This is a genomic window from Rhodococcus sp. 077-4, assembly GCF_047782425.1.
Classification (GTDB): Bacteria; Actinomycetota; Actinomycetes; order Mycobacteriales; family Mycobacteriaceae; genus Rhodococcoides.
The window spans coordinates 1452706-1470485 of the sequence record NZ_JAJPWC010000002.1 but is presented as its reverse complement, the minus strand read 5'-3'; the positions used below and the strand labels follow the sequence as shown (position 1 = coordinate 1470485).

General features: G+C 61.0%; 21 protein-coding genes. 12 read left to right on the top strand and 9 right to left on the bottom strand.

From position 1 onward, the window contains the following. Positions 1-39 precede the first annotated feature (39 nt). Both ACNEOT_RS16045 and ACNEOT_RS16040 read right to left on the bottom strand, forming a co-directional pair. Positions 40-984 carry a hypothetical protein gene (locus ACNEOT_RS16045; RefSeq protein WP_415975040.1) on the bottom strand — a complete coding sequence of 315 codons (945 nt, stop codon included), beginning with the start codon at positions 982-984 and terminating at the stop codon, positions 40-42. 35 nt (positions 985-1019) lie between these two features. Then, entirely contained in the window at positions 1020-2357 is a 1338-nt protein-coding gene (locus ACNEOT_RS16040; RefSeq protein WP_415975038.1) for a hypothetical protein, read from the bottom strand. Between the two features lie 123 nt (positions 2358-2480). On the opposite strand from ACNEOT_RS16040, the gene ACNEOT_RS16035 reads away from it, so the two are divergent. Both ACNEOT_RS16035 and ACNEOT_RS16030 read left to right on the top strand, forming a co-directional pair. Beyond that, entirely contained in the window at positions 2481-2942 is a 462-nt protein-coding gene (locus ACNEOT_RS16035; protein WP_415975037.1) for a GNAT family N-acetyltransferase, read from the top strand. Between the two features lie 105 nt (positions 2943-3047). Next, positions 3048-3662, top strand: coding sequence for a hypothetical protein (locus tag ACNEOT_RS16030; RefSeq protein ID WP_415975036.1), 615 nt, complete (start codon positions 3048-3050; stop codon positions 3660-3662). A 67-nt stretch (positions 3663-3729) separates the two neighbouring features. On the opposite strand, the gene ACNEOT_RS16025 is transcribed toward ACNEOT_RS16030, so the two are convergent. Together ACNEOT_RS16025 and ACNEOT_RS16020 are read right to left on the bottom strand one after the other, a co-directional pair. Further along, positions 3730-4212, bottom strand: a complete 483-nt coding sequence (locus ACNEOT_RS16025) for a hypothetical protein (RefSeq protein WP_415975035.1) — start codon at positions 4210-4212, stop codon at positions 3730-3732. A 126-nt stretch (positions 4213-4338) separates the two neighbouring features. Further along, the gene (locus tag ACNEOT_RS16020; protein ID WP_415975034.1) at positions 4339-5184 is read right to left on the bottom strand and encodes a hypothetical protein; all 846 of its coding nucleotides are present in this window, start codon (positions 5182-5184) and stop codon (positions 4339-4341) included. Positions 5185-5595: 411 nt separating this feature from the next. On the opposite strand from ACNEOT_RS16020, the gene ACNEOT_RS16015 reads away from it, so the two are divergent. The 3 genes from ACNEOT_RS16015 (at position 5596) to ACNEOT_RS16005 (ending at position 6825) form a co-directional block, all read left to right on the top strand. Next, a complete protein-coding gene (locus tag ACNEOT_RS16015) occupies positions 5596-5874 on the top strand; it encodes a DUF2716 domain-containing protein (protein WP_415975033.1) in 279 nt (92 codons plus the stop codon). A 34-nt stretch (positions 5875-5908) separates the two neighbouring features. Next, positions 5909-6148 carry a DUF2716 domain-containing protein gene (locus ACNEOT_RS16010; protein ID WP_415975032.1) on the top strand — a complete coding sequence of 80 codons (240 nt, stop codon included), beginning with the start codon at positions 5909-5911 and terminating at the stop codon, positions 6146-6148. A gap of 215 nt (positions 6149-6363) precedes the next feature. Further along, complete coding sequence (locus ACNEOT_RS16005) at positions 6364-6825, top strand: hypothetical protein (RefSeq protein WP_415975031.1); 462 nt, start codon at positions 6364-6366, stop codon at positions 6823-6825. A gap of 197 nt (positions 6826-7022) precedes the next feature. Here ACNEOT_RS16005 and ACNEOT_RS16000 read toward each other — a convergent pair whose 3' ends face one another. After that, a complete protein-coding gene (locus tag ACNEOT_RS16000) occupies positions 7023-7658 on the bottom strand; it encodes a DUF1109 domain-containing protein (protein WP_415975030.1) in 636 nt (211 codons plus the stop codon). 381 nt (positions 7659-8039) lie between these two features. Here ACNEOT_RS16000 and ACNEOT_RS15995 point away from each other — a divergent pair, with 381 nt between their 5' ends. Then, a complete protein-coding gene (locus ACNEOT_RS15995) occupies positions 8040-9230 on the top strand; it encodes a DUF6461 domain-containing protein (protein WP_415975029.1) in 1191 nt (396 codons plus the stop codon). Between the two features lie 385 nt (positions 9231-9615). Beyond that, on the top strand, positions 9616-10254 hold the full coding sequence (locus ACNEOT_RS15990; RefSeq protein ID WP_415975028.1) for a winged helix-turn-helix transcriptional regulator: 639 nt from the start codon (positions 9616-9618) through the stop codon (positions 10252-10254). Positions 10255-10460: 206 nt separating this feature from the next. Here ACNEOT_RS15990 and ACNEOT_RS15985 read toward each other — a convergent pair whose 3' ends face one another. Together ACNEOT_RS15985 and ACNEOT_RS15980 are read right to left on the bottom strand one after the other, a co-directional pair. Continuing rightward, positions 10461-10871 (bottom strand): Rid family hydrolase, encoded by a 411-nt coding sequence (locus ACNEOT_RS15985; protein ID WP_415975027.1) that lies wholly within the window; start codon positions 10869-10871, stop codon positions 10461-10463. Positions 10872-10878: 7 nt separating this feature from the next. After that, a complete protein-coding gene (locus ACNEOT_RS15980; protein WP_415975026.1) occupies positions 10879-11535 on the bottom strand; it encodes a TetR/AcrR family transcriptional regulator in 657 nt (218 codons plus the stop codon). A gap of 379 nt (positions 11536-11914) precedes the next feature. On the opposite strand from ACNEOT_RS15980, the gene ACNEOT_RS15975 reads away from it, so the two are divergent. Beyond that, the gene (locus ACNEOT_RS15975) at positions 11915-12037 is read left to right on the top strand and encodes a hypothetical protein (RefSeq protein WP_415975025.1); all 123 of its coding nucleotides are present in this window, start codon (positions 11915-11917) and stop codon (positions 12035-12037) included. 316 nt (positions 12038-12353) lie between these two features. Beyond that, positions 12354-14345, top strand: coding sequence for a TerD family protein (locus ACNEOT_RS15970; protein WP_415975024.1), 1992 nt, complete (start codon positions 12354-12356; stop codon positions 14343-14345). Positions 14346-14381: 36 nt separating this feature from the next. Here the strand turns inward: ACNEOT_RS15970 and ACNEOT_RS15965 are convergent, their stop codons facing one another. After that, positions 14382-14792: a RidA family protein gene (locus ACNEOT_RS15965; protein ID WP_415975022.1), complete on the bottom strand. Its 411-nt coding sequence runs from the start codon at positions 14790-14792 to the stop codon at positions 14382-14384. 79 nt (positions 14793-14871) lie between these two features. On the opposite strand from ACNEOT_RS15965, the gene ACNEOT_RS15960 reads away from it, so the two are divergent. Next, positions 14872-15240 carry a winged helix-turn-helix transcriptional regulator gene (locus ACNEOT_RS15960; RefSeq protein ID WP_415975020.1) on the top strand — a complete coding sequence of 123 codons (369 nt, stop codon included), beginning with the start codon at positions 14872-14874 and terminating at the stop codon, positions 15238-15240. Positions 15241-15268: 28 nt separating this feature from the next. On the opposite strand, the gene ACNEOT_RS15955 is transcribed toward ACNEOT_RS15960, so the two are convergent. Then, positions 15269-16132 carry a helix-turn-helix transcriptional regulator gene (locus ACNEOT_RS15955; RefSeq protein ID WP_415975019.1) on the bottom strand — a complete coding sequence of 288 codons (864 nt, stop codon included), beginning with the start codon at positions 16130-16132 and terminating at the stop codon, positions 15269-15271. Between the two features lie 178 nt (positions 16133-16310). Here ACNEOT_RS15955 and ACNEOT_RS15950 point away from each other — a divergent pair, with 178 nt between their 5' ends. Both ACNEOT_RS15950 and ACNEOT_RS15945 read left to right on the top strand, forming a co-directional pair. Next, entirely contained in the window at positions 16311-17162 is an 852-nt protein-coding gene (locus tag ACNEOT_RS15950; protein WP_415975018.1) for an SDR family NAD(P)-dependent oxidoreductase, read from the top strand. Between the two features lie 147 nt (positions 17163-17309). Next, positions 17310-17774: an SRPBCC family protein gene (locus ACNEOT_RS15945; RefSeq protein ID WP_415975016.1), complete on the top strand. Its 465-nt coding sequence runs from the start codon at positions 17310-17312 to the stop codon at positions 17772-17774. Positions 17775-17780: the final 6 nt, after the last annotated feature.

Below are 17780 nucleotides of genomic sequence, written 5' to 3'. Positions count from 1 at the left end.
GACTCTGCGTGGTGGAACTGGCCGTATTGCTCAGCGAGCTCACGGATACAGCGGAGGAGTGCCGACCACGTCTTGGCCTGGGTGAAGCGCGTCTTGCAGTTGCGCCAATGTTGCGTCCGTGAGACTGCCCGGGGCCAGATTTATGGCGCATGCCCAGTCGAACTCGTGTGTGGACCATGCTCGGATCGGCGTCGGGTAGTGCGGAGTCCAGTTCACGGGGAGCAACCAGGTTTCGCTGGACCGCGCGCGCCGCCACAGTCGGCCGGCACCTTTCTCGAAGACGGCCTCGAAGCTGTTTGGATGGTCGGGATCTCGTCGCAGTTCGGTCGGGGTGAAGTCGACCTGGACAACTGCCTGTATGCGCTGCGCGCTGACGTTGTCGTGGAACCATTGCATGTTGCTTTTCGATCGTTCGAGCGAGCGCGCCCGATCCTCGGCAAACACGTTGCGGGGCATTCTGACCGGGCCGGTCCACGTGAACGTCGAGTCCGGCAATTCGTCCGGCAGAGCGCAATCGACGTACTCCGCGCTGCCCTTCTCGCTCTCCTGCTTCAACACGGTCCCGGTCTCGGTGTCGATGGTCAGCACCATCGGCGAGCCCTTGCTGCCGGTCTTCAATTGCACGTTCCAGCAGCGTCGTCCGATGAATTCAACCTCTTCGATAGGGCGCGTGGGTCGGATCAGACCCGGCCGAGCCCAGTGCTCGACAGGGCGGGAGACGATCAGATCCCGGCCAGGGTCGGGTATCCGGGTGTTGAGTTCGTTCGTTTCGATCGGATCATCGTGATCGGCTCGAAACACCCAACACGTCTGGCCGTCGGCGATGAACAGCGGTTTCCCGTCGAGGGACTCCATACGAGTCTTTCGACCGAAACGGAACAGGCGGACTTCGCCGAGCCCGAAACCCACATACGACGGAACGATGCCGTAGTGCGCGTCGTAGATGGTTCTCGGACCCGTGTCTGCGTGAGCTGCGCGGGCCACACCCACCACTGGCCGTTGCGGACCGTCGACGATCCTCAGTAGTACCTCGACCCAATGCGTCTTAGGTACAACACCCCGCCGATAGCGTGCGACCGATCCGTGTAGGCGCGAGTGTCCGCCTGCTCCATCAATTCCGTTGGAACATAGCGGGTTATGTCTTCGAGACGCTGACCCTGTTCGTCGTACAGGTTGAGTCGAGTTACCAAGGTGAGCCCCTCGTAGTCGTCGTGAGTGAAACTGATGTGCAATCGGCCGTGCGGCCAGTCGCCGAGAAATTCGGCTCGGACGTCGTGCATTCGCTTCGAGAACTGCCGCCCGTCGAGTCGACGAACGCAGTAGCGAACGTACGAGGCATGGTCGGGCGGTTCGGGAGCGACGGGACGGCAGTAACCTGTGATGTCCAGATCGTCTGTCGCTGTGCTGAATTCGATCTCTGCTGTGTCGATCGACAGCCGAGCAAGGTGTCGGCTCGCACCGTCCATGGATCTGACAAGGAGCCAGAGCTGGTCACCGTGTGCGGTGCCTTCGTAGGCCCGGGCTCCGGGCAATTCGATCTCACGCACGGGCGTCGACGAACCGTCACGGAATGCTTTCACGATAAGCACACCGCCGTGCCTGTCTGTCATGCCCCAGTGCCATCGGACGCCGTCCCCGATGGCGCGCTTGCGGCGGTGCAGCTCGTTGTACGTCATGTCCGCGTACTCACCGGTGTACCACGCGCCGTCGGCCCGCGACCGAGGGTGGTCGTCGAGTCCAATGTAAGTCGTTTCGGTATCCAGCGGTAGATGAATCCACGACTTGGATTGTCGGAGAACATATCCTGCCGGAGTCGGGGTTTCGCGATAGGTGCGCGACCACGGGGCGTGTTCGACGCCCAGGTGGACCGACTGTTCATCGAAGTCGGCTGCGACGAGAACCCCGTCGACGTTGATCGGAGACGTGCCTCCGCCCGGGTGGGCCAGGAGCAGAGGTGGTCGCGATCGCGGGCGGGGGAGCGGCGGCTCGTCCGCGGTGCGAGCGACGTCGTCACGCGTGCGTGTGGGTCGAAAACACCATGCTCCGGACGATCCCGCTGTCAGCAGATGTGTGCCTTCGAGATACTCGGCGTGATGTATCCCGTCCGCGGTCACGCAGGCGAGAGCATCCGTTCCGCGGTACTGAAGCCAGACCCGGTCGCCATGGGAGGCAATCGTCAGTGCAGGTGCCGGCGGTGAGGGTATCTCCGGCCAGGAGACGGTCCGATCAACCTGTCCGGAGTCTGGTTCGAGAAGTACTGCAACGGGCTGAGTTTCGTCGATCACCCACAGCCGGTCGGCAGCGAAACGAATATTTCGTGGGCGCAAGAGTCTGCGCTCGGACGACGGGGCGCTCATGCGCCTTTCTGCAGTGTCATGACCGCGACACTACCTCAACCCTCATCGACACGTCGGCGATTCACAAGCAGGGAAGCGCGATGGTGGATGTTGGACGACACGTCTCTGCGTTAAGTTCGCGCTATGAGTGACACACGACTACACGAGTACCGGCTGGAGGAAGGCGTGCCAACGGTCGATCGGTATCTAGCTCTCCGGAGCCGCGCGGGACTGTCACCGAAAAATGCCGATCAGGCGCTCGCGGCCCTGTCCGGCAGCTGGTGCGCCTACCGCGTAACGCATCTCGCTACGAATGAAGTGGTTGCGATGGGGCGGGTGATCGGTGATGGAGGTTGGTATTTCCACATCGTGGACATGGCAGTACTACCCGATCATCAACGACAGGGCCTGGGAGATGACTTACTCGCTGCATTGCTGCAACACATCGTCGACAGAGCACCCGCCGGTGCTTTCGTGAATTTACTTGCCGACGAACCTGGCCGCCGCTTGTACGAACGACACGGGTTCACCTACACGGCCCCGAAGTCCCTGGGCATGGCGAAGATTCTGGGTGACGCGGGCGATGGCTCGCCACAACTTGGTTGACGCATCCGTTGAGTTCACCTGTACTCTGAAACTCTTCGTCCCCGGACGGAGTATCCGGGAGTGTTTACGAATGTCACTACACGCCAGAGCCTCTGCGGGTTCCGCATGATGCCACGGGAGCGCGACGATATCGGTCATTACATCCTTGCGGGTTACGTGACCGTCGCTGAAGCTCAACGGCTGCAGGCAAATCCACCACATAGATCGGTGGTTCGGGATCTGCGCGATAACCTTCTCGTCCACCTCAGTGCCTATCCTCTCGGCGAGGCCGGGCCTCGCTCAGGACTCGCGGAATTGCAGGTGTTCGGTTCGGCCATCGAACGCGAGCCTGCGGTCTGGGCGAAAGAAATGGACGACAGCGTCGGTCGGCACGTGATTGCCGTCGGACGGTCCGTCACACGCGAGTCCTGCGAGCAGGCTCGCTGGGACTTGTTGTTGCCCTTGGGCTCACCTTCGACACAGCGATGGCAGGCGGCCATCAACGTTTTCACCCGCGTGATCAGTTCGCGGGCCGTGGATGGGTTGATTCATCCCGTTCTCGCCGCGAACTCGATATGCGGGTGGCCGATTCCCGAGTCGTTGAACCAGCCGGATGTTCCAGGTATTGCGATGATCGGCACCACCAAGCGATTGTTCGATTCGTGGACCGGCGATCGCGGCCGGCGAGACGAGATCGAGCAGGACATGATGGACGCGTTCCACGCCGGGACGTGGTCGTGACGGTTCCAGATCTTGCGTCCAACACGATGGTGCAGGTGAGATCGATGACGTTTGGACAAGTCGTATGTCAAGGACCGCAAAGGGATCCGATATTGGCGACGACGGTTCCATCATGCGGGTCGACCCATTGTGCGCCGGTTTCGGCGGCCTGGGCGCTCAACAGATATCGTCCTCGACTCGGCCATTGCACGAACTCATATCCAGCCAGGTCCGTTTGCACTGTCTCCGCCACCCACGCGGCGGCGTCAGGGTAGGACGCATCCATCGACATTCCATTGCAGCGGCTGAACCCCCCGATGCTGTCCGCACTTTCCCAACCGATACCCACGAAGTAGTCGGAGTTGATCTCGAACTCCCACGTCAGCCGATCCAGTACTACCTCACGTCCCACTCGTAGGCATCTCAAGTCGCGCGCTACTGCGTCGAGCGCACACATCCACGCCTCGGGCGGCTCGAACTCAGGGTTGCCCATGGGCTGACCTGCGCCCTTGTAAAGAGGAAATCGCCAGATCAGACTGTCGTCCCGCAACTGATCGAAGACGCTGTACATGATTCCTTCCGTTCGATCGTCCCTTACACCGCACGATCCCAGCCAATCTGAGCTTGGTCGTTGGTTCCAGTCCATCCTGTTCTGAGCACGACGCCCGTCGCCGTTGGGGGACCGTTTTGCTACGTCTCAACCGGCCGGTTCTCGTGACCCACCGATGTCGATCCACGCGACACCGCCAACCTCCCGAAACGAGTGGAAGACTGGCTGCCCGAACGGGAGGCCGCCGATTGCCTGGCCTGCAGTCTTGGCACGAGGGTCATCGAGATCGCGCAACCGCTGCTCACGCAGCCCCTCCAGCTTGATATCCAATCCCAACGCTCTGTCGCCTCTGTTCAGGTGCCAGATGTATCGCACGATCACACGAATATCGCCCTGGAGGGCTATCTCGTCGAACGTAAACCACCGACCCTCACCGAGGCGGCCGAGGTGGTCGGCAATCGTTGCCGTCAGATGAGAAACGAATTGGTGTGCCCATACCTGCGGGCAAGGTGCGTCCGGGTGCCGGACCGAATCCGCGTCGATGACGTCGCCGTGTCGTCGCAGCTGAGCCAGTAGTTCGGGGTTCTGCGGTACAACTTTTTCTGGATACACTCGTCGCCCGCCGCTGCTGGCCATGACCCACTCGAAGTCACTGGGTGCGAGTGTCCCTTGACCCTGTGCGTCGATCAGCACGGTGAAGAATGCAGGACGCGGTCGGAGAAGCTCTCTGTCGGTGACGACTTTGTACGCATAATCGGTGAGGTCACCCAACACGCACTGCACCCATGCGATTTGTTCTGGGTAACTGAGTTCGATCAGCTTTCGGGGGCCGGGGGCACCGTCGCCTTCCGGTGTGTCGGCGTATGCGAGCAACGAGATTTGCACCCACCGTGGTGCTGCGGTCCTATCGAAGGTGCCCATGAACGATGGGTCCCTGATCGTCGCTCCGACGCGGACGGTGACGCCGTCGAGTTCGAGACTGGGAACAATCACAGTGCGGGACGCATCGTTCGATGAGAATGAGCCGGGAACACGAAGGCGCGTCAAAAGCTTTTGCAGCGAGAGAAATTCGGCTGCGATGCCGGCAGGAACGGAAGGGCGGTTCGACGACCTCACGAGAGTTCGCAGCCCAGCACTCGTTCGGAATCGGCCCGGGAAGACGAGGTGAGTCCGAAGAAAATGTGGGCTCTCATGCGCCTATCTGCAGAATTGTCATAGGTCGACGTTAGCACGACACCGAGCCACGTCATCAGCCATTCCGTGACGGCCGTCCTGAAACTGGTTGTGCGACAAAGGGTCCTCTCGGTTATCGGAGCCTGGATGATGCTGCCGCGAAACAGACGCCGGACACGGATGACCACAAAGTCGATCGACTGTGGAGGGTTGCCTGGAAACAATGATCCAATGGCAACGAACATAACGAGAGACTTCACGTCTGCGCTCACTAGTGGTTGGTCGGAACTGGGCAAAGACATGGAGGCCAAGCACTGGGCCATGTTCAAGGACAAATTCGGGTTTCGTCCGGGGACCAAACCTGACGCCTGGCCCGCCATCGCGGAGCCCTCTCCGTCGATGACATTCGACCTGGGCACCGATGGCATGCGCACCCGATTCGCCTTCGGCGCAGTGGTAGACGCGATCAACGCCGAAGCCCTGCGGGTGCTACGTCACCGACTTCGCTGACGACCCCACCTTCGTAGTACTCGACTGGCAGCACATGTGCTACCACTTCGACGCAAACGCCCACGCCACAGCGGAGGACGCGGAGTGGCGCGTCCCTGTCTACCCGAACGGCGACTATTACATCTTCGCGCGAGACGAATTTCGAGAAGGGACATTCGGTCACCCATGGGAACAAACGCTCTGCGTTTACGGACCGAGAATGGTTGCGACCCTTGGCCGTACGCTTGCTACCTGGCTCCCGACGCTCCGCGTCGACGGCCACAGGACCGATTAGGGTCGGTGCGTCCCGTTATGGCCTTACTCAGATTGTGGACATGGCGGCGAGAACACGGATGGCAGGGGCGCGCACTGCACTGCGAGGGCAGCAGTGCGGAGGAACTGCTGCCAAACGCGCGGTAGCGAGCCGTATGGCATCCTGACCGGATGACCGGTCGAGCCGAAGACTGCGCACCTCGTAAGTCGGCGGGGGGCGGGAACGGTACCCGGGGCATGCCCGGAAAAGAGCGAGGCTCGCGAGACGCCGTGTGGGTGAGGTGGGTGGCGTTGCTGCCGGTGCTCGTTCTCGGTGTGTCGATTCCGAGCGGACTGCTCCTCGCCAATTCCGGAACGGTTGTCGGTGACATCGTCGCCACGTGGATGTTCCTGGGAGTGTTCGGTCTGGTGATCTTCGCTCCCGTGACGGTGCTCTCGTTGCTCGGAGCAGCGGTACTCGGCAACCGCCACTTTCGGGCCGGACGGTGGCTCGTTTCAGTCAGCGCCGTGGCAGCAACACTCTTCTATGCCTGCCTCGTCTTCGTGGTCATGGAGGAGGCAGCGTCACCCGAGCTGCGCGACCCGAACAGCTGGGGTCCACAGCTCACCCCGGTCACCGTGCTCCTTGTCGTCGTCCCCTACATCACGGGGGCTGCGGGAAATATGTACGTGGTGGGCCGGCTCTGGCGTCATCGCTGATCCGAGTCAGGTGCGCTCAGCACCGCGGGGACCGATCAGAGGACGGGGTCAATCCGTTGTGGTGGTGGTCATCTCGCCCGGAAAACATCGACGTGAACGACCGCGAGATCTCCGTTCGTAGCGGTGTCGTCGATGCGCAACCGGCATTCTTCTGACGACTCCCTTGCTACCCTCTCGCTATCGCGCCATTCGGCAGATCAGCCTCGGTACATCGATTCGTATCGGTACCAAGGGCCGTCGAGGTGAGTAAAGGAGAAATCGGCATCGTCTCGGCCGCCCGGTTCATGATCAGGTGAGTACACCCATCCGCTCGTAAAGCTGAAGAAGATGGTCGAATTGTCGACGAAGTAGACCTCTCCCGACGGACCGCCTCGCGCACGATCGATGTCGAAAGGACCGATCTCGAACTCATCGCGGGACGTGCCTGGGTTCTCTCGTATGTCGACGGCAATGGCCTCGAACTCGCTGCGCTTGTCGAGGAATGTCGTGCTCGGCCCCCACACCACGAACGCGACTGCGGTAGAGACGATGACGGGCGCAGGAAGTATCCACCAGGACCAGCGTCGGTCGCGGCCGAGCACATAGAGGGTTCGGATCGCCCACACCAGGCCGGTGACGGCCAAAACCACAAGGACGAGTAGATGGGCCAGCAATGGGTCGGCCCAGGTGTGTGCGCCGAACGGAGACGGCCACCAATTTCGTTTGACGCAGACCCATACCGCAACGGCGGCTGTCACAAAGGTCAGCAGTATCGGACCGGGTGGCTTCGCGCGTGTCCGCTCGCCCGTCATCAGCCGATACACCCAACTGTCGAGCGATGCCATTCTCGCCATCGAGTCAGCCTATCGGCCCACAGCCTGCGGTTCCCTTCGCGCGTCCAGGGTCGCTGATCGAACGATTCTTCCGTACGCGTGGGGCGGTGCGAGCTGGCACCACTCGTGGGCAATCTCGCGGAGGAACGCCAACTTCGCCGATGTGTTCGCCGATATCGAAACTACCCGGCTGATCCTGCGTCCCCTGCGTGAAGAGGATCGACTGGCGATGATCGAATTGCACACCGACCCCCGCACGACCCGGTTCCAGTCGGACCCGCCCGACGGCGGCTACGCGGCGGAGGCGGCGACTGCAAGTGCTTCCAACTTGTTAGCAACTCCGTGGGCGTACGTACCGGTCGCAAGCTGAGTGTGGCGATGTGGTTCTGCAATGCTGGATCGATGGCGACTACGTACCGGGACTACCTGTGGTTCAGAGACGAAGAATTCGGCGGATGGCGATCCAACGGACATGTCGTGAGCTTGGTCCGGGATGCCACTGCCGACGGTGTTCTGGATGCATTGGGCGCCGTCGGTAGGCGGCGCACCGGTGTGGGCTATGCCGGCTTCAATCAACGGTCGACGGAGTTCGAGACGCTGGGGCTGGTCCGACCGGACTCGGGCGCGGATCAGACCGTGCAGACCGTGGGCGTTGCCGACATCGGGAAGGGGTGGGTGCTGTTGATCCAGCAGAACAGTGACTACCTAGGCGTCGATGACAACCTTTTCGGCCCTGTGACCAGGCACCACGAGGTGGTCAGCCATTTCAGCAACGTCAACGCCCTCTCACAGTTCGTATGGTGGCGTGATGGGCAGCGCAAGGTCTCGTTCGAGCCGATGATCCCGGCGGGGGACCTCGAGCGTGCTCACACAGCCTCACCCGCCGAAGCTGCGACCGTGCTGGCACTCATCACCGAAGTCGGTGGCATCGATCTCGACGACTATCACGGAACCAGAACTGAGTTCTTCCACATCGAGGGATCCTTTGCCCTCGCTGAACGACTCACCGGGGTCGAAGTGAGCAAAGAATTACTCCGGTCCGCCGTGTTCACCGTCGCCATGGTGCCTACCATCGCCGATCAGGAGGACCCGCACGCTCACGAACTGCCCCCACGAACGCCGCTTCTCGGGAACCACGCAACCTGGGGTGCGGTACATCAGCTTTACCGATCCACGGCAGAAGCGACTGTTCACGCAACGATGGTGCTCTCCGAAACCCAAGGCGGTGCCGAGGAACGGCACGAGGTCGAGTTCTGGTATTCGCCCTTCGACGGCACACGCCAAGTCGACGCTCACGGACTGCTATCGGTCGTCAGCCACGCCGACCACTGGCACCGCGGCCCCCTCAACCCCATCACCTCGCCCGAGGGCCTCGTGGCCATACACCGCCGCTGGGAGCCGGAGACACCATTTCACGTCGTCATCGACCCCACCAGTCAGGCGAAGCCCACCGAGGTCAACGGCAAACGAGCGTGGGAGTTCGTCTTCCCGCCCGGGTTCTGGGGCGGGCCACTCACGGTCGCTTTCGACGCCCACACCGGCATCCCCTACGCGCTCAAAGCACCCATCGCACCGAAGAACTCAGCAATGTGATGCTCGACGAATCATTCAGCAACGACCTGTTCATAGTTCCCGACTGACACGCAACAACCACCCGCAGAACGGAAGTCGCCACCGCTCGTTGGATCACTCGCGATCATGTGGCAGAACGACGGCGGAGACCGGCAGGCAGTCCGAGCGCACTAGCTCGAGGGCCTGTTTGTCGGACTCGCTTCATCGGAATCGCCGACTGGTTCGGCGTCGTTGAATCAGCTAAAAGTATTGCTGCACAGCGTATACAGACGTTTTCCGGTAATGCTGCATATCAGAACGGGCCGTATTGCTTCGCATTCCGAAGCTGACGCGTGAAACCGCTGGGGTTGCTTGGCCAGAGATACTGAACCTGTTCTGCAGACCTCGGGAATCGTGGAGGTCGATCATGATCAATTCGTTGTCCCCAATGACGGCGGGACACTCTCGACGTGCAGGCGAAGGCACTTTGATCGAGGTTGGTCCCGGATTTCTGGCCACCTACACGGGCGTGTCCTACGGGCCTGCTCGCGTGACGGTGCAAGTGTGGCAGACAGAGCCTGCGGCCGAGTACGACGAATGGGAGCTGGTCGAAAAATCGGTCATCACCGCGGCGGCTGCAATCGAAGCGCGATTACTGGAGGGGCGTCCTTCGGAAGGCTTGGGGCCGATTCCCGCCTCAATGGCAGTATTGCGCCATGGCAGCAACATTCGTGGGGAGCAAATACTCATGCGGCCTGGATGCGGCCGTCTCCGTGGTCGGTGGAAGTGGAAGCCGTTGATCCTGTGGCAGCTTCACGATTGCACCAAGCGTCCCGGCCAACTTCGCCGGTCGATCGCTGGCGTGAGCGAGAAAGTCCTGACGCAGCAGCTCCGCGAACTCCAGTCCCACGGAATAGTTGGGCGTGAAGTGTTCGCAGAAGTACCACCGCGAGTCGAATACTCACTGACCGCCCTAGGACAAAGCCTCAACGATGCGCTACGAACCCTCGGCGACTGGGGCGAAGAACACGCGGAACACATCATCGGCCTGAAAACTGAAACATAGGGTCAATGCATCGACCAGACCTACGCTCGACGTTCCAGTTGCTGTGCAGCCTAAATGCGCTGCTGCACAGCAAATACAGACGTCTTACTGGTAACCCTGCATATCAAGCCTGACGTATTGCCAGCTGGGTGCGCTCCAACGTCCACGCTGCGCCCACCACAACCGCGGGCGATGTGCTGCGAGTACCTACCGGTTGGGCCAGGCCACTAGGCCTTGATTGCGGTCGCTTCGACCTCGAACAGCATGTCGGGCATGGCAAGTCCTGCGACACCGATGACGGTTTGAGTGGGGGGCGCATCACCGCATCGGCCGTTGACTGCTTGCCCGATGACGCCGAGTTTTTCAAAGGTGGGGTGCATAACGTAGGACCTGAGCTGTACGACGTCACCGAGATCGAGGCCGTGAGCGGCCAATGCGATCTCGAGGTTATCGAATGACGTGGAGACCTGTTCCGCGAAGTCGGGTGATGTGACCATGCCGTCTGCGCCCGATCCGTATTGACCGGACACCAGGACCAGTTCGGCCCCGGCGGGAATGCTCACAGTATGGCTGTAGCCGAAGGGGACGGGATCGTGTAGTCCGTCGGGGTTGATGATGTTGTGCGTCAACAGGATCACTCTTTCTTCATAGGCCGATTGTCGTGGAATCTCCGAGGTTGTCCTCGATGGGGGTGCCGAGTGCAAACGCCAGTTGAGTAAGTATCAGTTTCCGGTAGTCGCGATGGTCGATAGCCCAGTGGCCCAACACCATCGGGTGTAGAATTCCGACGATGCTGGCCACCGTCGACTCGACAATCACCGCGACCTCGAACTTCGGCTCGAACGCGCCACGCTCGACACCTCGCCGCACTGCATCAGCGAACGGCTCCCGATAGCGACGAGCGAGTTCGACCGCTCGCTGTCGAAGATCGGGATCGTGCGCCGCCGCAGTCCAGAATTCACCCAACATCCGCCACGTGGGGGTGTCAGTGTCGAGTCCCATATCCACCATCGCAACCAAGAGACCCAGCGGATCGTCATGCTGGGCCGCTAGTTGGTTCATCCCGTCAACAGCGATCGACGTCGCCCGCTCGAAGGCCTCGATCAACATGTCCTCTCGGGATCCGAAGTAGCCCTGCAGAGTACTGACCGCAATCCCCGACACGGCCGAGACATCCGCATAACGGGTGGTGCCATACCCGCGCTCGGCGATCACGCTGATCACGTGGTCGAGAACCGTGAACCGCCTTTCGCCACCGGCGCGGCGAACACGCCCGCGAACTGTAACTCCATCTTCACTCATCTCGCTACCGTATCACGATACGGTAGCGCAGTACTGGAATCGTCAGCTGTTCGAGTTGGTGCCTTCTCGAAAGCGCATGGCGTTCGCGGATGCGGATGCTGAACTCAGCGGACAACAACCTGCAACGATTGCGGATGGGCGGTCGTTGACCCCGTGTCGGTACTCGAACCCCATCGATGCGCTTGGCCGGAAGGGGCCGGTGCACAACGGTTACGAAAGTAGATCGATCTCACACGCCAACGGTGTCCCGCCGTCAACGTATCCGCAACGGACCGATACCTCAGCCGCGAAACATCCAATTCGTTGACCTCGAGGTGCCAAACTGGACGGAGCCGGCGGCGACAGTGATCGGTGGACAGACGAATGTAGGCGAGCACGCATGGCACTGGCGCTGGTAGATATCACCACGGGCAACCCGCATTGGCTCAACGCCGTCATGCTGATCATTGCAGCCGCGATAGCGATCGCCCTTACGTGGTGGCTGTTCGGCAACGACAGATAGCTCGACGAGGCGGACACGGTGCCTTTCGTAGCGAGCGGGATCGGCCGGATGCTAGGTTCTTCCAGCGGTCGGGTCGGGGCTTGACTCTGCTCGAAGCTGTTCCGCCAAAAGGACTATTTTGTCGTGCGTTCCTAAGTCGTGCGTGGCCGCTGGCCGGTGGAACGCTTCGAGCGAGGCGGCAAATCGGTATTTTCGAAGTGAGGTTGGTTCATATGTAGGTCGAATGAATGAATGTCGAGCGAGGACGACTGACATCGTCACGCGGTGAATAGGGTGAGCAGTCGGAGTCCGATTGGTCCGACAGGAGCGTGTCAGCGTGAGTTCACCCATTCTCGTCAAGGGACAGAACATTTCTCTACCGCAGGACGTGACTGAACTGGATGTCATCGTGTCCTGGGTCGACCCGGAACGAGATCTGGATGCGTCTGCGCTGCTGGTGAATTCGAGCGGACAGGTTCGGTCGGATGCAGACTTCGTCTTCTACAACCAGCCGGAATCTGCGGACGCGACCGTGCGCTACCGCGGGAGCAGTAGCACCGACGAAGGCAAACAAGAACGAGTGTCGATCCATCTCGATTCTCTCGCAACCGAGGTCGACAAGGTGGTCATCGCGGGTAGTTCCGATGATGTTCCGTTGGGTGACTTCGGGAAACTGTCGATGCAGGTCCGAGATCAAACGGGTTCGGTACTTGGGGAGTTTCTCACCGCCGACGCGTCGTCGGAACGTGCGATGGTGTTCGGGGAGGTCTACCGGCGAAACGGTGCGTGGAAACTGCGCGCAGTCGGACAGGGCTGGGAATCCGGGTTGGGTGGTTTAGCACAGGATTTCGGCGTCGACGTCGATGACAGCGAACCCGAAGCGTCAGCAAACGATGTGGTCGTCGTAGAGGTCGCTGACTCGCATGTGCAGGCCGTCGACACGACCGGTGAGATCGTCGACATCTCGGTTGTCGATGTCGAACCGCCGAAACGCGGCGTTCGCACCAAGAAGCCCGTTGCCAAGAAGGTCACTCTGCCTCAGTTCACCCTGGCCGGGGGAGAAGGGTGGCAGACAGCTCGCCTGTTCTCCGTTTCCGGTGTGGGGTCCGGTGAGGAGCAGGAGAAGAGGGCTACCTCAGCGCTGATCGCGACGATGCAGGCGGTTCGTCCGTTCGCTCGCGCAATCTGCGCGCATGCCGGAGCACCATCCGGTCCCTTCGAGGGCTACCTCGAAGTGCAGTTCGCCAAGGGCGAGGGCAAAGTCATCCCTGACGGTGTGTTCCGTGTATCGCGCGCGGGCCAAGTGTGGACTGCTTTGCTGGAAGTGAAAACCGGCGCCGGCAAGCTACAGAAAGAGCAGCTCGAGAACTACCTCGATGTCGCGAAACGACACAGGTACGAGACCGTTCTGAGTTTGTCCAACGACATACCGGCCTCTGCCGGTGAGCTCCCCGTCGAAGTGAACAAGACCAAGCTGAACAAGGTATCGCTGCGGCACATCTCATGGTCCGAGGTCATTCACGAAGCTCGAATGTTGTTGTCACACGGCGACCTTGCCGATTCTTTGCAGGTATGGATTCTGAGTGAATTCGTCCGCTATCTGACGCACCCGAAGTCCGGCGCGACGGAGTTCGTCGACATGGGTCGCCACTGGGTGGCAGTTCGCGACTCCGTCACCGCCGGAACCCTCCGCGCGAGTGACGTCAAGGCGTTGTCCGTCGCGAATACATGGGCATCGCTGTCCAGGCACCTGGCGTTGCGAATGACCGCCGACCTCGGCGTTCCGGTGAAGCATCATCTCCCGAGGAAGTTCGCCGGAGATCCCCAAGCGCGCAACGAGTACATCGTCGAGCAGCTTGTTGCCTCCGGCTGTCTCTCTGCCACGTTGCGCATCCCTGATGCCGCCGGAGATGTCACTGTCGAAGCAGACATGCGTACCAACAAGATTCAGTGCAGTACCGCTATCGACGCGCCGACCGACGGGACTGCGCTCCGACGAGCATCGTGGCTCCTCAAGCAACTGAAGAACGCACCCGCCGACATCCTGGTCGAAGCCGTGTTCGCAGACGCAAGCGAAATATCGTGCGAGAACTTGGCGACCGTGCGAGCGGACCCCAAATCGTTGACTGCAGGCCGGATCAGCGAGTTGCAGTACTTCACGCTGACATCACCGACCAAGATGGGCAGCAAGCGCTCGGGATCGGCGGCAAGCTTCATCGGTAGCGTGACCGACGGTCTCGACGTCTTCTATCGCGATGTGGTGCAACCTCTGAAGCCATGGGTTCCGTCGGCCCCGGAAGCATCTTCCGGAGCCGATGCAGACGGTTGAGCGACCGGATTCGCGAGTGCTTACGGCGCCTCGATTTCAGTCGAGGATTGCCGTCGCCTCGACCTCCACGAGTACGTCGGGTTCGAAGAGATAGTCGACTCCGATGAGCGAGGCGGGCGGCATGGGAATCGGCATTCCGATCTCGGCGGCGACCTGTTCGACACCTGCCATGAATTCGGCGATCTTCTCGGGCATCCAATGGGTGACGTAGAACGTCAACCGCAACACGTCGTCGAACGTCGCGCCCGCGCCCGCCAATCCGATCGCAGTATTTCTCAGCGCCTGTGCAACCTGACCCGCAAGGTCGCCGGGAGCCACCGGGGTACCGTCGACCCGGCGTGCGATCTGGCCGCTGACGTGCACGTGGCGCGTTCCGGTACCCACAGCGACGTGGTGATACGGCACTTGTTGGGTCATGCCTTCTGGACTGGAATAGATGACGGACATCGACTTCTCCTCGGTGGTTGCGGCTAGGTATAACATTGATACCTGGTACACGAAAGTCACTTCAAGGAGACGTGGTTTCATGACCGATACCTCGGCCGCGCAGGACGAACTCACCATCAGCGCACCACACCGTGAGTTGCTCGATCAGGTTCTCGACAAATGGTCGCTGGCCGTCCTCAACGAACTCTGCGAGCGACCGTGCCGCTTCAACGAACTGCGGCGCGCGATTCCGACCGTGACGCAGAAGTCGCTCACCGCGACTCTGCGAAAGCTCGAACGAAACGGCATTGTCGAAAGGGTTCTCCTTAGTTCGCGCCCCGTCGCTGTCGAATACCGAATCACGCCACTGGGGAAGACGCTTCGGCCACCGATCGACGTCATCTTGCAATGGGCCACCGAGCATATGCCGGAGATCGAACGAGCTCGCGAGGACTTCGACCTCGCATGAGACTGACAACCGAGGGCGTTCCGTGTGTCTATTCTGATTCGATCTTGAATCCTGAAATCGACCAGCTGGCAAGAACATTCATAGCTTGCCTCGAACTAGTGCCGGGCTCGGTTGTATACACGAACAACGTCTGCTCCGGATCATCCGGCAGCGTGAGCGTTTCGTAGTCGACCGTCACCTCTCCGACAATTGGATGCCGCAGTCGTTTCGACCCGTGCGTCCGCTGAAACACTCGATGCTGCGACCACCATCGGCGAAAGTCTGCACTTTCGTTCGACAACTCGTCGACCAGAGTCCGGACAGCCTTGTCGTCAGGGTTCTTTCCTACCTCCAGCCGAAGGCTTTCCACTGCGGCGCGCGCCTGTACTTCCCAGTCCAGGAACAGATTTCGTGGCTCGTCGCCCAAGAACATCCACCGGGCGTAGTTGCGCTCCCGAGGCACGCATCGATCGAAGTCGGTGAAGAGAGCGCGTGACATGCGATTGGTGGCCAGTACGTCGGACCTTCTACCGAGAACAAGTGCCGGCTGACTTTCGAGGGCATCGAGAAGCTGATAGAGGCCAGGTCGGACCCGCTGGACCGCCGTGGTTCGGCGGAAAGAGGACGGGGAACGACCTCCGATCAGGTTCCCGAGGTGAGTTCGGCCTGCGTCGTCGAGGTCGAGTGCCCGCGCGATCGCGTCGACAACCCCCGTCGACGGAGTGATACGCCTACCCTGCTCGAGTCGCGTGTAGTAGTCCGTCGACACCCCCGCCAACAAGGCGACCTCTTCGCGGCGCAGGCCCGGGACACGACGCACTCGCGCGTCGGCCGGTAACCCCGCACTGAATGGATCAACCTGGCTCCTGGCCCGCCGCAGAAAGTCGGCAAGCTCGCGCTTGATCTCGTCCATCGATTCATCATGTCGTACGGCGTCCGTCGACACATGGGTCGCAGAGTCCTAGGTTCACCGGACCCGGGTCGAATTGAGCCTGATATGGGCCTCTGTGGGGCGTCGCCGCGGACGAAACTGAGATCACTCGCCGAAACACCACCCGTCCATTCGGCGCAGAACTCGAGGAGCAAACGACATGACTTCCGCCACCGCTGACACCTGGTTCGTAACCGGCACCTCACAAGGCCTCGGTCTGCAACTTGTCAAGCAGCTGCTCGCACGCGGCGACAACGTCGCCGCCACCACTCGTTCGGTCGACAGGCTGCGCGCGGCCCTGGACGGTGCCAACACGGACCGCCTTCTCACACTGCCGCTGGACCTGACCGCTGCGGACGAGGTCGAGGCCGCAGTTCGGCAGACGGCAGAACGGTTCGGCGGACTCGATATCGTCGTGAACAATGCCGGGTACGGCTACCTCGCAGCAGTAGAGGAGACCACCGACGTTTCGGTGCGTCAGATGTTCGATGTCCAGATCTTCGGGCTGTGGAATGTACTCCGATCGGCCCTGCCGATCCTCCGATCTCAGCGCAGCGGCCACATCATCAACGTGTCCTCGATCCTGGGACTGACTGCAATGCCAGGCTGGGGACTCTACTGCGCTGCGAAGTTCGCACTCGAGGGTCTCAGCGAGTCATTGGCGGCGGAAGTCTCCGAATTCGGCGGCAAGGTCACTATCGTCGAACCTGGCTACTTCCGAACCGAATTCCTCACTCCCACTTCGCTATCACTACCTGAATCGACCACCGAAGGCTACGAATCGATTCGGGAGATGACGCAGAACCATCTCGATCTGCACGGCGCCCAGCTCGGTGACCCCGTCAAGGGCGCCGCAGCGATCATCGAGATCGCTACCTCGACGCAGGGACCTCTACGCCAGTTACTCGGTTCCGACTCCTACACCTACGCCACCGCCAAGATTGCCGCGATGAGCAACGACTTCGAAGCCGGTAGAGAGCTCGCTCTGACCACCGATCACTCGCAGTCGTAAGCGCACCGCGATGGCACCGAGAGTTTCGTTCGAAGGCGGCGAGGACATCGAACGGGCAACGTTGTCGGTGCAGGCGGTCGTGGACCCATGCTGCCCAGCGAAATTCCGTCATGATTGGGGAGCCCGTCGACTGGGAACAGTGAATGTATGACCGACAACGCAAAGCTCACAGTCGAACGGACCATCGAAGCTCCCGTCGACGCTGTTTTCGACGTCCTGACCAACCCGGACCGGCATCAGGCCCTGGATGGATCAGGCTTCGTCCGCAGCGTGGACCACGCCGACCGTATTCAGGCGGTCGGCGAGAAGTTCACGATGAACATGCAGGGTGATCACATGGGCGGCGAGTACCAGACCGACAACCACGTATCCGGCTACATCAAAGACAAGCTGGTCGCATGGAAGACGGCCCCCGCAGGCAACGAGCCTCCCGGATGGGAGTGGTTGTGGGAGCTCGAGTCTCAGGGCCCCAATGAGACGCTGGTTCGCCACACCTACGACTGGTCCAAGGTCACGGACAAGAAGTTGCTCCAACAAGTCAAGTTCCCGCTGGTCACCGAGGATCAGCTGAACGACACCCTCGCTCGACTGGCAGTCGAAGCAACGTCCTGATTCCGG